The organism is Actinomadura meyerae (genome assembly GCF_900188445.1).
GTDB lineage: Bacteria > Actinomycetota > Actinomycetes > Streptosporangiales > Streptosporangiaceae > Spirillospora > Spirillospora meyerae.
Map to the genome: position 1 here is coordinate 74,223 of NZ_FZOR01000016.1, position 12,663 is coordinate 86,885.

Below are 12,663 nucleotides of genomic sequence, written 5' to 3' on the forward strand. Positions count from 1 at the left end.
TCAGGCCGTCCGGGCGCGGCGGGTTCTAGGCTTCCGGGCAAATGAACGATGCAGACCGCGCCGCCCCAACCGCCCGCACCCGGCTGGCCGCCGGGGTCCGGGCCGCCCTGCTGCCCGGCGGGGACGGCCCGCCCGTCACCCTGCTGCCCGGGGCCCTGCCGCTGCGGGTGCCGATCCTGCTGGTGCTCGCCGCGCTGACGATCGGCCTCACCGCGGGCTCGATCGCGATCGCGATCACGGCGTACCACGTCGATCCCGGGCTGGCGTGGCCGCTCGGCCTGCTGCAGGGGGCACCGCTGATCTTCGCGGTCCGGTGGCCGCTGGCCGCGTGGCGGACGGCGGCGGCCGGCATGCTGCTGACGGTGCTCGTCCGGCACGGCGAGGGCTTCATGCCGTGGCCGGTCACGGCGTTCCTCGCGCTCGTCGTGATCCTGTTCTTCACCGGTGTCGGCTCGGACCGGCAGACCACGGTCGGCGTGGGCGCGGTGACGGTCGCCGGCGTGCTGGTGCCCGCCGTGCTGTTCGGCATGCCCGGCTGGTTCGGCATGATCCTCGCGGGGATCGCGGTGGTGGCGCTGACCTTCGGCGACGCGGTCGGCGGGCGGCACTCCGCGGTGGAGGAGCTGCGCCGCCGCGAGGAGCAGCACCGGCAGGACCTCGCCCGGCAGGCGGTGCTGGAGGAGCGCGCCCGCATCGCCCGCGAGCTGCACGACGTCGTCGCGCACCACATGTCGGTGATCGCGATGCAGGCGGAGGCCGCCCCCTACAAGATCCCCGACCTGCCGGACGCGGCGCGGCAGACGTTCGGGGTGGTGCGGGACGCGGCGCGCGAGGCGCTCACCGAGACCCGCCGCGTCGTCGGGCTGCTGCGCGCCGACGGCGAGGGCGCCGAGCGCGCCCCGCAGCCGGGCCTGGACCGGCTGGACGACCTCGTCGCCGCGGCCCGCCGCTCCGGGCTGTCGGTCGCGACCGTCGTGGTCGGGCTGCCCCGCCCGCTGAACGCGGGGGTGGACCTGTCGGCGTACCGGATCGTGCAGGAGTCGCTGAGCAACGCGTCCCGGTACGCGCCGGGCTCGCAGGTGCACGTCGAGGTGAAGTACGCGGCCGAGGCGCTGTCGGTGACGATCACCGACGACGGCGCCCGCGAGGAGCCGGAGGAGTCGCAGGGCGGCGGCCACGGCCTGGTGGGGATGCGCGAGCGGGTCATGATGCTCGGTGGCCGGCTGGAAGCGGGCCCCCGCGCCGGCGGGTGGTCCGTCACGGCCGAGCTCCCCTACGGGGACGCGGACCGACCGCCGGGTCCGTAGGCTTTGCGTCGTGACGATTCGGGTGCTTATCGCCGACGACCAGGTGATGATCCGCGACGGGCTCGCGGCGCTGCTGTCCTCCGACCCCGGAATCGAGGTGGTCGGGCAGGCGGGGAACGGCCGGGAGGCGGTGGAGCTGGCCCGGGCGCTCGACCCGGACGTCGTCGTGATGGACATCCGGATGCCGGAGATGGACGGCCTCGCCGCCACCGCCGAGCTGGCCGGCGCGCCCGATCCGGACGCCGACCCGGCCGACGCGCGGCCGAAAGTGCTGGTGCTCACCACGTTCGACCTGGACGAGTACGTCTATGAGGCGCTCGGCGCGGGCGCCAGCGGGTTCCTGCTGAAGGACGCCTCGGCCGCCGACCTGGTGAACGGGGTGCGGGTGGTGGCGGCGGGCGACGCGCTGCTCGCCCCGTCCATCACCCGGCGGCTGATCGGCGACTTCGCGCGCCGGCGCCGGCACCAGCGGCCGAGCCCGCAGGCGACCGCGGGGCTGACGCCGCGCGAGCTGGACGTCCTGCGGCTCATGGCGCGCGGGCTGTCCAACGCCGAGATCGCGGCCGAGCTCGTCCTGGCCGAGCAGACGATCAAGACGCATGTCGGGCACGTGCTGACGAAGCTGGCGCTGCGCGACCGCACCCAGGCCGTGGTGTACGCGTACGAGAACGGCCTGGTGGGCTGACCGCGCGGGCTGACCGGCGGGTGGGTCAGCGGCGGCCTACCGCGAGGGGTCCAGGACGAGCTTGCCGGTGGTGCGGCGGGCCCGCAGGTCCTCGTGCGCCCGGCGGGCCTCGCTGAGCCCGTACTCGCCGCCGCCGATCACGCGGAGCCGGCCTTCGGCGACGAGGCCGAACAGCTCCCCGAGGGCGGTGCGCATCACGTCGCCGGGGAGCTGGAAGACGTGCGCCAGCCACATGCCGGAGATCGTGGTGGAGTGCGCCATCAGCGTGGCGGGGCGGACGGGCGAGGGCTCCTTGCGCGACGCCATCCCGTAGAAGGCGAGGCGGCCGAACGGGGCGAGGGCGCGCAGGCTCTGGTCGGTGACCTCGCCGCCGGTCATCTCCAGGACGGTGTCGACGCGGCGGCCGCCGTTGGCGTCGATGAGCGCGTCCTTGAGGTCGGGCTGCCCGGCGTCGATGGCGACGTCGGCGCCGAGTTCGAGGGCGAGGGCGCGCTTCTCCGGCGAGGAGGCGGTGGCGATGATCCGGCCGGCGCCCCAGGCCCTCGCGAGCTGGACGGCGAGCGTGCCGACGCCGCCGGCGGCGGCGTGCACGACGACGGACTCGCCCGGCGCGAGGTGGACGCTGCGGCGCAGCAGCACCCACGCGGACGCACCCTGGATGATCATGCCGAGGGCGGTGACGTCGTCGATGCCCTCGGGGACGTCCCAGGCGAGCGCCTCGGGCGCGACGGCCTTCTCGGCGTAGCCGCCGGTGCCGGTGAGCGCGACGACGCGGCGGCCGTCCGGGGTGGTGCCGACGACCTCGCCGCCGGGCACCATCGGCAGCGTGGACGCCGACAGGTAGCTGTTCTCGGCCTGGTGGGTGTCGGCGTAGTTGACGCCGGCCCGGGAGACGTCGATGAGCAGGTGCCCGGGGCCGGCCTCCGGCTCGGGCAGCTCGGTGACGGTGAGGACCTCCGGCCCCCCGAACTCGGTGATCTGTATCGCGCGCATGTCTCTCCTGTCGTCTCGGGCGGGCGGCTCAGCGGGGTCCGGGGACGCCGCGGAACCTGAACGGCTCGGACGGGCGGCCCGGCACCACGTACCAGGCCTCGCCGGCGCCGTCGGCCTCCAGGACCCGCATGAAGGCCTCGACGACGTCGGCGACGTCCAGGATCGGGAAGCCCGTCTCCTCGAGTTGCCCCTTCATCGGCACGAGGATGTCGGTGTCGGCGAACGAGGGGCACAGGGCGTTCACCCTGATGCCCTCCGGGGCGAACGTGGGGCCGAGGGCGCGGACGAGCCCGACGACGGCGGCCTTGTTCGCGCCGTACACCGGGTCGAACGGGGTCGCGGTGAGCGCCGCCATGCTGGCGGTGGCGATGATGTCGCCGCCGCCGCGGGCGCGCAGCGCGGGCAGCGCGGCGTGCACGCCGAAGAAGACGCCGTCGAGGTTGATGCCCATGGCGCGCCGGTAGGCGGCGAGGTCGAAGTCGTCGCCCACTCCCCCGCCGCCGGCGACGCCGGCGTTCAGGAACGCCACGTCGAGGCCGCCGAACCGCTCGACCGCGGCGGCGACGGCGGCCTCGCTGTCGGCCGGTTCGCGGACGTCGCAGCGGACGAACGCGCCGTCCAGCTCCTTCGCGAGCCCGGTCCCCGCGGCGGTGTCGACGTCGGCGAGGACGACGCGGGCGCCCGCGGCGGCGAGGCGGCGCGCCACCGCGGCCCCGATGCCGTTGGATCCGCCCGTGATCAGCGCGACCTTGCCGGTGCCGTCGAAGGCTGCCATGGGGACTCCCTCCCAAAGTAACTGACTAGTCAGTTACTCTAGCGGAATGGACTTCGGTTTGAGCGAGCGGGCCCAGGAGTACCTCGGCCGCCTCCAGGACTTCATGGACTCCCACGTCTACCCGGCCGAGCCGGTCTACGCGGCGCAGCGGGCGGAGCTGCGCGCGGCCGGGCAGGAGCACACCGTGCCCCCCGTCGTCGAGGACCTCAAGGTCGAGGCGCGCGAGCGCGGCCTGTGGAACCTGTTCCTGCCCGGCAGCGAGGACCCGGCGCACGGCCTGAGCGTCACCGACTACGCCTCCCTCGCCGAGGTGACCGGCCGCTCCCCGAGCCTGGCGCCCGAGGCCACCAACTGCGCGGCGCCCGACACCGGCAACATGGAGGTACTGCACCTGTTCGGCACGCCCGAGCAGAAGCGGACCTGGCTGCGGCCGCTGCTGGACGGCGAGATCCGCAGCGCGTTCGCGATGACCGAACCGGACGTCGCGAGCTCCGACGCCACCAACATCTCCACCCGCATCGAGCGGGACGGCGACCACTATGTGATCAACGGCCGCAAGTGGTGGATCAGCGGCTCCGCCGACCCGCGCTGCAAGATCATGATCGTGATGGGCAAGACCGACCCGGACGGCCACCCGTACCGGCAGCAGTCGATGGTGCTGGTGCCGCTCGACACGCCCGGGGTGGAGGTCGTCCGGCCGCTGCCCGTGTTCGGCTACTCCGACCAGCACGGCCACTGCGAGATCACCTTCACCGACGTCCGGGTGCCGGTGGAGAACCTCGTCGGCGAGGAGGGCGGCGGCTTCGCGATCGCGCAGGCCCGGCTCGGCCCCGGCCGCATCCACCACTGCATGCGCGCGATCGGGATGGCCGAGCGGGCGCTGGAGCTGATGTGCGAGCGCGCGGTGTCGCGGGTGGCGTTCGGCGGCCCGCTGGCCAAGCAGGGCGTCGTCCGGCAGCAGATCGCCGAGTCGCGGATGGCGATCGAGCAGGCCCGGCTGCTCACCCTCAAGACCGCCTGGCTGATCGACAAGCACGGCGTGCAGGCGGCCCGGTCGGAGGTCGCGGCCATCAAGGTGATCGCGCCGCGGGTCGCGCTGGACGTGGTCGACAAGGCGATCCAGGTGCACGGCGGCGCGGGCGTCAGCGACGACACCCCGCTGGCCGCGATGTGGGCGGGCCTGCGCACGCTGCGGCTCGCGGACGGCCCGGACGAGGTGCACGTGCGGTCGGTGGCCCGCGCGGAACTGGGCAGGTACCTCGCTAAATGACCGGTGATACGGGGGAGGCGGCGGGCGTGCGGCGGCGGATGCCGTACGCCCGGCGCCGCGAGCAGCTGCTGCAGGTGGCGCTGGCGGAGTTCGGCCGCCGCGGCTACCACCTGACCCAGATGGAGCACGTGGCCGGGGCGGCGCAGGTGTCCAAGGCGCTGCTGTACCAGCACTTCGCGTCCAAGGAGGAGCTGTTCGCCGAGGTGACGGAGGCGATCGTCGGCGAGCTCACCGCGCGGCTGAACGAGGCCGTGCTCGCCGCGCACGGCTCCGCCGGCGGCATCCGGGCGATGATCCGGGTGCTGTTCGACTACGCCACGGCCGAGCCGGACGCGTGGGCGCTGCTCGTCCGGCACATCGACAAGCCGGAGGTGGGGCTGGAGCTGCGGGAGCTGCGCGACCGGCTCGGCGCGGCGTTCGCCGACCTGCTGCTGCGCCGCCGCCGCGCCGACCCGGCGCTGTCCCCGGCCGCGCTGGAGGTCAACGAGCGGCGGGCGCGGCTGCTCGTCCCGCTGATGTACGGATCGATGCTGTCGATGGTGTCGTGGTGGCTGGACCATCCCGACACGCCGCGCGAGCGCGCCGAGCAGATGGCGGTGGAGTTCATCTGGCTCGGCCTCGACCGGCTCCGCACCGGCGAGCGCCTGCCCAAGGCGTAGCCGCCGGACCGGAGGCCGGCCGAAGATCTCGCCGAGGGCGGCCGGCACGGCCTCGCGCCGCACCGCCGTGCACCTATCCCCGTCGACCTATCCGAGGTGACGGGCGCGGACATGCGAAAGGCCGGGGACGGCGACCGTCCCCGGCCTTCCACCGGGTCTAGACCAAGGGTCTATATCGAGAAGGGCGAAGCCTTAGAGCGGGTAGACGCCCTCGGCCTGCGGGCCCTTCTGGCCCTGGGTGATCTCGAAACCGACGCGCTGGTTCTCGTCCAGGCTGCGGTACCCGCTGGTGGTGATCGCCGAGTAGTGGACGAACACGTCGGGGCCGCCGCCGTCAGGCGCGATGAACCCGAAGCCCTTTTCGGCGTTGAACCACTTCACGGTGCCTTCGGCCATGCTGTCTTTCCTTCTGGTGTAACCTCACCGGCCCGCCGGACGGCTGACCGGGCTGCAAGCGGACTCATCCCACGTCCGCCGGTCACCCGGAAAAACGCTTCGAGACTGCTAGACGCCGGCGTGGCCGACGTCATCGTGCAACGTGTTCGAACCTACCCGATACCGGCCCGGCTCATGCACCGACACACCTAACAAGATCCGACAGTGCCTCGGCGGCGCGGTGGCAGTCGTGGAACGTGCAGTACAGCGGGACGGGCGCGAGCCGGACGACATCGGGTTCGCGGGCGTCGGCGACCACGCCGTGCGCCGCGGCGAGCCGCCGGACGAGCCCGCCCGCGTCCGGGACGCGCAGCGACAGCTGGGCGCCCCGCGCCGCCGGGTCGGCCGGGGTGATGACCTCGACGCCGCCGGCGGAGGCGAGCCGGCCGGCCAGGTAGCCGGTGAGGCGCTCGCTCTTGGCGCGCAGCGCGGCCATCCCGACCCGGTCGAAGATCTCCAGGGAGGCCAGGACGGGCGCGAGCGCGAGGATCGGCGGGTTGGACACCTGCCAGGCGTCGGCGGACGCGGGCGGCGCGATCTCGGGATCCATCCGGAACCGGACGGCCGGGTCGGTCCCCCACCAGCCGGACAGCTTGGGCACGGAGGCGTCCCGGACGTGGCGCTCGTGCACGAAGCAGCCCGCGACCGCGCCCGGACCGGAGTTCAGGTACTTGTAGGTGCACCAGGCGGCGAAGTCGACGTCCCAGTCGTGCAGCCGCAGCGGGACGTTCCCGGCGGCGTGGGCGAGGTCCCAGCCGACCGCGGCGCCGGCGGCGCGGCCCGCCTTGGTGATCGCGGGGATGTCCATGAGCTGGCCGGTCAGGTAGTTGACGCCGCCGAGCAGGACGAGCGCGACCGTGCCGCCCTCGCGTTCGAGGAAGGCGAGGACGTCATCGGTGCGCAGGTTGTCCTCGCCGGGGCGCGGCTTGAGCCGCACGACGGTCGCGGCCGGGTCGAGCCCGTGGTGGACGGCCTGGCCCGCGACGGCGTAGGAGTCGGACGGGAACGCCGAGTCCTCGATGACGATGCGGGTGCGCTCCCCGGCGGGCCGGTAGAAGCTCGCCATCAGCAGGTGCAGGTTGACCGTGAGCGAGTTCATCGCGACGACCTCGTGCGGCAGCGCGCCGACGAGACGGGCGGAGGGTTCGCGCAGCAGCTCGTGGTAGTCCACCCAGGGGCGGCGGCCCTGCGTGTGGGCTTCGACGGCGAGGCGCGCCCAGTCGTCCAGCTCCTCGCGGAGCCGTGCCGCGACGGTGCGCGGCTGGAGGCCGAGGGAGTTGCCGGCGAAGTACGCGGCCTCCTCGTACCGGCCGCCGGGCGCGGGCGGGACGAGGAACTCGCCGCGCAGCGTGGGCAGCGGGTCGGTCTCGTCGAGCCGCCGCGCCTCGTCTTCCAGGGTCACTGCGTCCTTCCTTCGGTGGTCACGAGTGCGGGCGCGGGCTCGGGCGCCTCGAGGGCGAAGAACTCCGCCGCGTTGCCGCCGAGCAGGCGGGCGCGGTCGGCGTCGTCCAGCCCGGGGCACGCGCGGATCGTCGCGCCGGGCTCCTGCTCGCCGAGCGGGAACGGGTAGTCGGTGCCGAGCATGACGTGGCCGGGCCCCATCACGTCCACGAGCAGCCGGAGCGCGCGCGGGTCGAACACGGCGGAGTCGACGTGGAACCGGTCGAGGTACTCCGACGGCGGGCGCGGCGAGTCGGCGCGGACGATGTCGCGGCGGTGCCAGGCGTTGTCGGCGCGGCCGAGCAGGAACGCGAAGCTGCCGCCGCCGTGGCAGAAGCACAGCCGCAGCGACTCCGGGATGCGCTCGAACGCGCCGGACAGCATCAGCCCGAGGATGCTGAGCTGCGTCTCGGCGGGCATCCCGGACAGCCACGGCAGCATGTGGCCGCGCATCCGGTCGGCGCCGAGCATGTCCCACGGGTGCGCCAGGACGGGCAGGCCGAGGTCGGCGCAGTGCGCGAGGAACGCGGTGATGCCCTCGTCGTCGAGGTTGCGGTCGCCGACGTGGTTGCCGATGTGGACGCCGCGGTGCCCGGCCGCCTTCGCGCGGGCCGCGACCCGGCAGGCGAGCTCAGGGTCCTGAAGGGGGACCTGGCAGAGCGGGAGCAGCCGGTCGGGGGCGTGCGCGCAGAACGCGAGGATGCGCTCGTTGACCAGGTCGCACCAGTCGGCTGCGCGGGACGGCTCGGCCGCGTACCCGAACATCAGCGGGGTGGAGGAGACGGCCTGGACGTCCACGCCGGCGGCGTCCATGTCGGCGACGCGGCGCGCGGGGTCCCACAGGGCCGCGCCGACCGGCCGGTACTCCTCGTCCCCGGACATCATCATGCCGGTGCCGCCGCCGTCGGCGCGCAGCCACGGCTGCCCCTCGTCGGCGAGCACGCGGCCCTCGTCGCGGGTGATCTCCGGGAAGACGTGGGCGTGGACGTCGATGACCGTCACGGCGCCCCCGTCAGGCCCGGGGCGCGGTGGTCGGCGTCATCGCCCGCGGCCACGTCCTGCCCGGGTGGACGGCCCCGCAGTTCGGGCACTTCCGGTCGCTGTTGTAGAAGCCCTCGAAGGCGGGCGGCAGGTCGTCCACGATGGAGCGGACCTGGAGCTCGGCGCGGTGGACGAGGTGGTGGCACTCGGTGCAGTACCACTCGAACGCCTCCGTGAGGCCCTCCGGCCGCGGGATCTCCACGACCAGCCCGATCGAGCCGGGCTCGGGGCGCTGCGGCGAGTGCCGGACGTGCGGCGGCAGCAGGAAGACGTCGCCCTCGTTGATCTGCACGTCGGTCGGCGGGCGGCCCTCCTCCTCCATGACGCGCAGCACCATGTTCCCCTTGAGCTGGTAGAAGAACTCCTCGGTCGGGTCGTCGTGGAAGTCGGTGCGCTGGTTCGGGCCGCCGACCACCATGATGATCAGCCCGGCGTCCTCGAACACCTGGACGTTGCCGACGGGCGGCTTCAGCAGGTCGCGGTGCTCGTCGATCCAGCCCTGGAAGTTGAACGGTCGTCCGTGCGACAGCTGCGGCAGGGTCATGCCCCGGCCTCCTTGCCTCTCGGGTGCGGGCCTCTCTGCTGGCCTTGCGGGCTCTGCGGGCTCTGCGGGCCTTGCGGGGTTTGCGGGCCCTGCGGGATGTACGCGACGCACGAGATCTCGATGAGCAGGTGCGGGTGCGGGAGCTGGTGGACGGCCACCGTGGTGCGGGCGGGGCCGCTCTCGTCGAAGTACTCGCCGTAGACCTCGTTGTAGCCGCCGAAGTCGTTCATGCTCACCAGGTAGGTGGTGACGTTGACGACGTCGCTCAGGTCTCCCCCGGCGGCGGCGAGCAGGTCGCGGATGTTCTCGATGACGGCGCGGGTCTGCGCCCGGACGTCGAGGTCGGTGACGCCCATCGGGTCGGCGCTCGCCCCGACGAACGTCCCGTCGGGGCGGCGGGAGCTGGTCCCGGACACGAACACGAAGTCGCCGGCCCGCTTGAGGTGCGGGAACCGCCCCCGGGGCTTGGCCTTGCCGTCGACGAGGAACGCGTCGCCCATCATGTGGTCACCTCCACCGAGCCGAGGCCGGCCCCGGTGACGCGGACGTGCGCGTCCTTCGGCAGCGGGACGGCGGCCGTGGCGGCGCCCGCGAGGACGATCCAGCCGGGTTCGAGCGCGATCCCGGCGCCGAGCGCGAGCCGCGCCGCCGCGCGCAGCGACCGTGCCGGGTCGCCGAGGATCGCGGCGGACGACCCGGCCTGCGCCGGCCGCCCGTCGATCTCCAGGAGGAGCCCGGCGTTCGACAGGTCGCGCGGCGCGTGCCACGTCCCGTACCCGTACAGCGCCGCCGAGGCGTTGTCGGCGATGACGTCCGGGAGAGTGAACTCGAAGTCCCGGTAGCGGGAGTCGAGGATCTCGAACCCGACGGCGACCCCGGCCACGGCCGACTCGGCCTCGGCGGGCGAGCGGACCTCCCGCCCGATCAGGTAGGCGATCTCCGGCTCGACGCGCGGGTGGATGAGGCGGGACACGTCCACGGTCGGCCCGGCGAGCATCCGGTCGGTGAGCAGGCCCCAGATGACGTCGTCGACGCCCATCTGCACCATCTTGGCGCGGCTGGTGAAGCCCATCTTCACCCCGGCGGCCCGCTCGCCCCGGCGGCGGCGCAGCTCCATCCCGGCGCGCTGCACCGCGTACGCGGCGGGCACGTCGAGCGGTGCCGTGCCGGTCAGCTTCGGGACCGCCCGGACGTCGCGGGCGGCGTCGTCCAGGATCCGCGCGAGCGCTTGCACGTCGACCATCAGGAACCCTCCCCGTCCCGCTCGGCGCGGCCGAAGGCGACGCGGACGTCGCCGAGCCCGTCGATGCGGGCCTCGAACACCTCGCCGGGCGCGGCCGGGACGACCGGGCCGAGCGCGCCGGTCAGCACCGTGTCGCCGGCGCGCAGCGGGCGGCCGACGCGCACCAGCGTGTCGGCGAGCCACAGCGCCGCGTTCAGCGGGTGGCCGAGGCAGGCGGCGCCGTTGCCGGTGGAGACCTGCTCGCCGCGCCGCTCCATCACCATCCCGCACAGCCGCAGGTCGACGTCCTTGAGGGGGACGGGCCGGTTGCCGAGCGCGTACATGCCTGAGGAGGCGTTGTCGGCGACGGTGTCGGCGAGGGTGATGTCCCAGTCGCGGACGCGGCTGCCGACGACCTCGATCGCGGGCAGCGCGAACGCGGTCGCGCGGATGACGTCGGCGACGGTGTGGCGCTCGTGGGTGAGGTCGTGCTCCAGCACGAGCGCGACCTCCGCCTCGGCGCGAGGCTGCAGGACGGCTCCGGCGGGGATCTCCTCGCCGTCCGGGACGGCCATGTCGGCGAACAGCATCCCGAAGTCGGGGCTGTCCACGCCGATCTGCCGCTGGACGGCCTTCGAGGTCAGCCCGATCTTGCGTCCGGCGAGGCGGCGGCCCTCGGCCAGCCACCGCTCGGTGAGCCGGTCCTGGACGGCGTAGGCGTCGTCGGCCGTCGTGATCAGGTCGCGGACGGGCGCGCACGGGGTGCCGCTCGCGTAGGCGCCGAGCAGCCGGTCGGCGGCTTGGTCGATGGTGGTCGTCACGGGGCTCGCTCTCAGATCTGGATGCAGACGTTGACGGGTTCGGAGAAGAAGTCCAGGGAGTACTCTCCCCCTTCCCTGCCGATTCCGGACGCCTTGACACCGCCGAACGGGGTGCGCAGGTCGCGCAGGTTCCAGCAGTTCACCCAGACGATCCCCGTCTCGATGCGCGGCGCCACCCGGTGCGCCCGCGACAGGTCGGTCGTCCAGACCGTGGAGGCGAGGCCGTAGGGGCTGTCGTTGGCGAGGTCGAGGGCCTCGTCCTCGGTGTCGAACGGCGCGACGTGGCAGACCGGGCCGAAGATCTCCTCCCGGACCGTGCGGGCGGTCTCGGGCAGGCCGGTGAGGACGGTCGGCTCGACGTAGAAGCCGCCGTCGCGCTCGTCGCCGAACTCCGGGACGCCGCCGCCGGCGAGGACCGTGGCGCCCTCCTCGCGGGCGAGCCGGTAGTACGACAGGACCTTGTCGCGGTGCTCGGCCGAGATCATCGGCCCGTACCCGTCGAGTTCGCGCGCGCGGGCGCCGAGCCGCTCCACGAACTCCTCGAAGACCGGCCGCTCGACGTAGACGCGCTCGGTGCACAGGCAGATCTGGCCGGAGTGGGTGAAGGACGAGCGGACCGTCCCGTCCACGGCGGCGTCGAGGTCGGCGTCGGCGAAGACCAGTGCCGGGTTCTTGCCGCCCAGCTCGAACGACACGGGCGTCACGTGCTCGGCGGCGCTGCGCATGATCGCGGCGCCGGTCGCCGACTCGCCGGTGAACGCGATCGCGTCCACCCCGCCGTGCCCGGTGAGGAACTCCCCCGCCGCGCCCGCGCCGTGCCCGTGGACCAGGTTGAACGCGCCGTCCGGGAGCCCGGCCTCGTCGATGACGCGGGCGAGCAGCGTCGCGGTGGACGGCGTCTCCTCCGACGGCTTGACCACGACCGCGTTCCCGCACGCGAGCGCCGGGGCGATCTTCCAGGTGGACAGCAGCAGCGGGAGGTTCCACGGCGAGATGATCGCCACGACGCCGAGCGGCCGCCGCACCGTGTAGTTGAGCGCCTCGCCGGTGCCCGTGCTCCACCCCGGGACCCGCGTCGTGTAGGCCCGCTCGGGACGGCCATACAGCAGGTCTGCGTAGGCGCGGAAGTTCCCGGCCGCGCGCGGCACGTCAACGGTCTCGGCGAACGAGCGCGGCCGGCCGGTGTCGGCGACCTCGGCCTCGACGAACTCCTCGAACCGGGCGTCGATGCCGTCGGCGACGCGCCGCAGCGCGGCGGCCCGCTCCTCGGCTCCTGCCCGGCCCCACTCGCCCTTCAGCGCGGCCCGCGCCGCCGTGACGGCGTCGTCGACGACCTCGCGGGTGGCCTCGGGGACGGTGCCGAGCTCGGCGCCGGTCACCGGGTCGACGAGCGGGAAGCCGGGGCCGTCCGAGCGGAAGACGCCGCCGACGTAGTGCTCAGCCTTCATCCGTGTGTCCTCCCGCGTGGCTC

At 73.9% G+C, this 12,663-nt stretch carries 14 protein-coding genes; 4 read left to right on the forward strand and 10 right to left on the reverse strand.

The annotated features are described in order from the left end of the window. Window positions 1-41 precede the first annotated feature (41 nt). Together CHF16_RS18105 and CHF16_RS18110 are read left to right on the forward strand one after the other, a co-directional pair. Window positions 42-1,307 (forward strand): sensor histidine kinase, encoded by a 1,266-nt coding sequence (locus CHF16_RS18105; RefSeq protein WP_089327240.1) that lies wholly within the window; start codon window positions 42-44, stop codon window positions 1,305-1,307. A gap of 10 nt (window positions 1,308-1,317) precedes the next feature. Further along, window positions 1,318-1,992: a response regulator gene (locus CHF16_RS18110; RefSeq protein ID WP_089327241.1), complete on the forward strand. Its 675-nt coding sequence runs from the start codon at window positions 1,318-1,320 to the stop codon at window positions 1,990-1,992. A 36-nt stretch (window positions 1,993-2,028) separates the two neighbouring features. On the opposite strand, the gene CHF16_RS18115 is transcribed toward CHF16_RS18110, so the two are convergent. Beyond that, on the reverse strand, window positions 2,029-2,985 hold the full coding sequence (locus CHF16_RS18115; RefSeq protein WP_089327242.1) for a quinone oxidoreductase family protein: 957 nt from the start codon (window positions 2,983-2,985) through the stop codon (window positions 2,029-2,031). Between the two features lie 28 nt (window positions 2,986-3,013). Then, window positions 3,014-3,760, reverse strand: coding sequence for an SDR family oxidoreductase (locus CHF16_RS18120; RefSeq protein WP_089327243.1), 747 nt, complete (start codon window positions 3,758-3,760; stop codon window positions 3,014-3,016). A gap of 46 nt (window positions 3,761-3,806) precedes the next feature. Here CHF16_RS18120 and CHF16_RS18125 point away from each other — a divergent pair, with 46 nt between their 5' ends. Then, on the forward strand, window positions 3,807-5,030 hold the full coding sequence (locus tag CHF16_RS18125) for an acyl-CoA dehydrogenase family protein (RefSeq protein WP_089327244.1): 1,224 nt from the start codon (window positions 3,807-3,809) through the stop codon (window positions 5,028-5,030). After that, window positions 5,027-5,689: a TetR/AcrR family transcriptional regulator gene (locus CHF16_RS18130; RefSeq protein WP_089327245.1), complete on the forward strand. Its 663-nt coding sequence runs from the start codon at window positions 5,027-5,029 to the stop codon at window positions 5,687-5,689. Before CHF16_RS18125 ends, CHF16_RS18130 begins: the two co-directional genes overlap by 4 nt. 192 nt (window positions 5,690-5,881) lie before the next feature. Here the strand turns inward: CHF16_RS18130 and CHF16_RS18135 are convergent, their stop codons facing one another. From CHF16_RS18135 to CHF16_RS18170, 8 genes are all read right to left on the reverse strand, one after another. Beyond that, on the reverse strand, window positions 5,882-6,085 hold the full coding sequence (locus CHF16_RS18135; protein ID WP_067468803.1) for a cold-shock protein: 204 nt from the start codon (window positions 6,083-6,085) through the stop codon (window positions 5,882-5,884). Between the two features lie 172 nt (window positions 6,086-6,257). Next, window positions 6,258-7,526: a kynureninase gene (kynU, locus tag CHF16_RS18140; RefSeq protein ID WP_245868742.1), complete on the reverse strand. Its 1,269-nt coding sequence runs from the start codon at window positions 7,524-7,526 to the stop codon at window positions 6,258-6,260. Beyond that, window positions 7,523-8,566: an amidohydrolase family protein gene (locus CHF16_RS18145; RefSeq protein ID WP_089327246.1), complete on the reverse strand. Its 1,044-nt coding sequence runs from the start codon at window positions 8,564-8,566 to the stop codon at window positions 7,523-7,525. Before CHF16_RS18145 ends, kynU begins: the two co-directional genes overlap by 4 nt. 10 nt (window positions 8,567-8,576) lie before the next feature. Beyond that, a complete protein-coding gene (locus CHF16_RS18150; protein ID WP_089327247.1) occupies window positions 8,577-9,149 on the reverse strand; it encodes a 3-hydroxyanthranilate 3,4-dioxygenase in 573 nt (190 codons plus the stop codon). Further along, window positions 9,146-9,652, reverse strand: a complete 507-nt coding sequence (locus tag CHF16_RS18155) for a RidA family protein (protein WP_218826718.1) — start codon at window positions 9,650-9,652, stop codon at window positions 9,146-9,148. Before CHF16_RS18155 ends, CHF16_RS18150 begins: the two co-directional genes overlap by 4 nt. Next, window positions 9,649-10,392, reverse strand: a complete 744-nt coding sequence (locus tag CHF16_RS18160; RefSeq protein WP_089327249.1) for a 2-keto-4-pentenoate hydratase — start codon at window positions 10,390-10,392, stop codon at window positions 9,649-9,651. The genes CHF16_RS18155 and CHF16_RS18160 overlap by 4 nt, the downstream gene beginning before the upstream one ends. Continuing rightward, window positions 10,392-11,192: a 2-keto-4-pentenoate hydratase gene (locus tag CHF16_RS18165; RefSeq protein ID WP_281259370.1), complete on the reverse strand. Its 801-nt coding sequence runs from the start codon at window positions 11,190-11,192 to the stop codon at window positions 10,392-10,394. Before CHF16_RS18165 ends, CHF16_RS18160 begins: the two co-directional genes overlap by 1 nt. An 11-nt stretch (window positions 11,193-11,203) precedes the next feature. Beyond that, window positions 11,204-12,640 carry a 2-hydroxymuconic semialdehyde dehydrogenase gene (locus tag CHF16_RS18170; RefSeq protein ID WP_089327250.1) on the reverse strand — a complete coding sequence of 479 codons (1,437 nt, stop codon included), beginning with the start codon at window positions 12,638-12,640 and terminating at the stop codon, window positions 11,204-11,206. Between the last annotated feature and the right edge of the window lie 23 nt (window positions 12,641-12,663).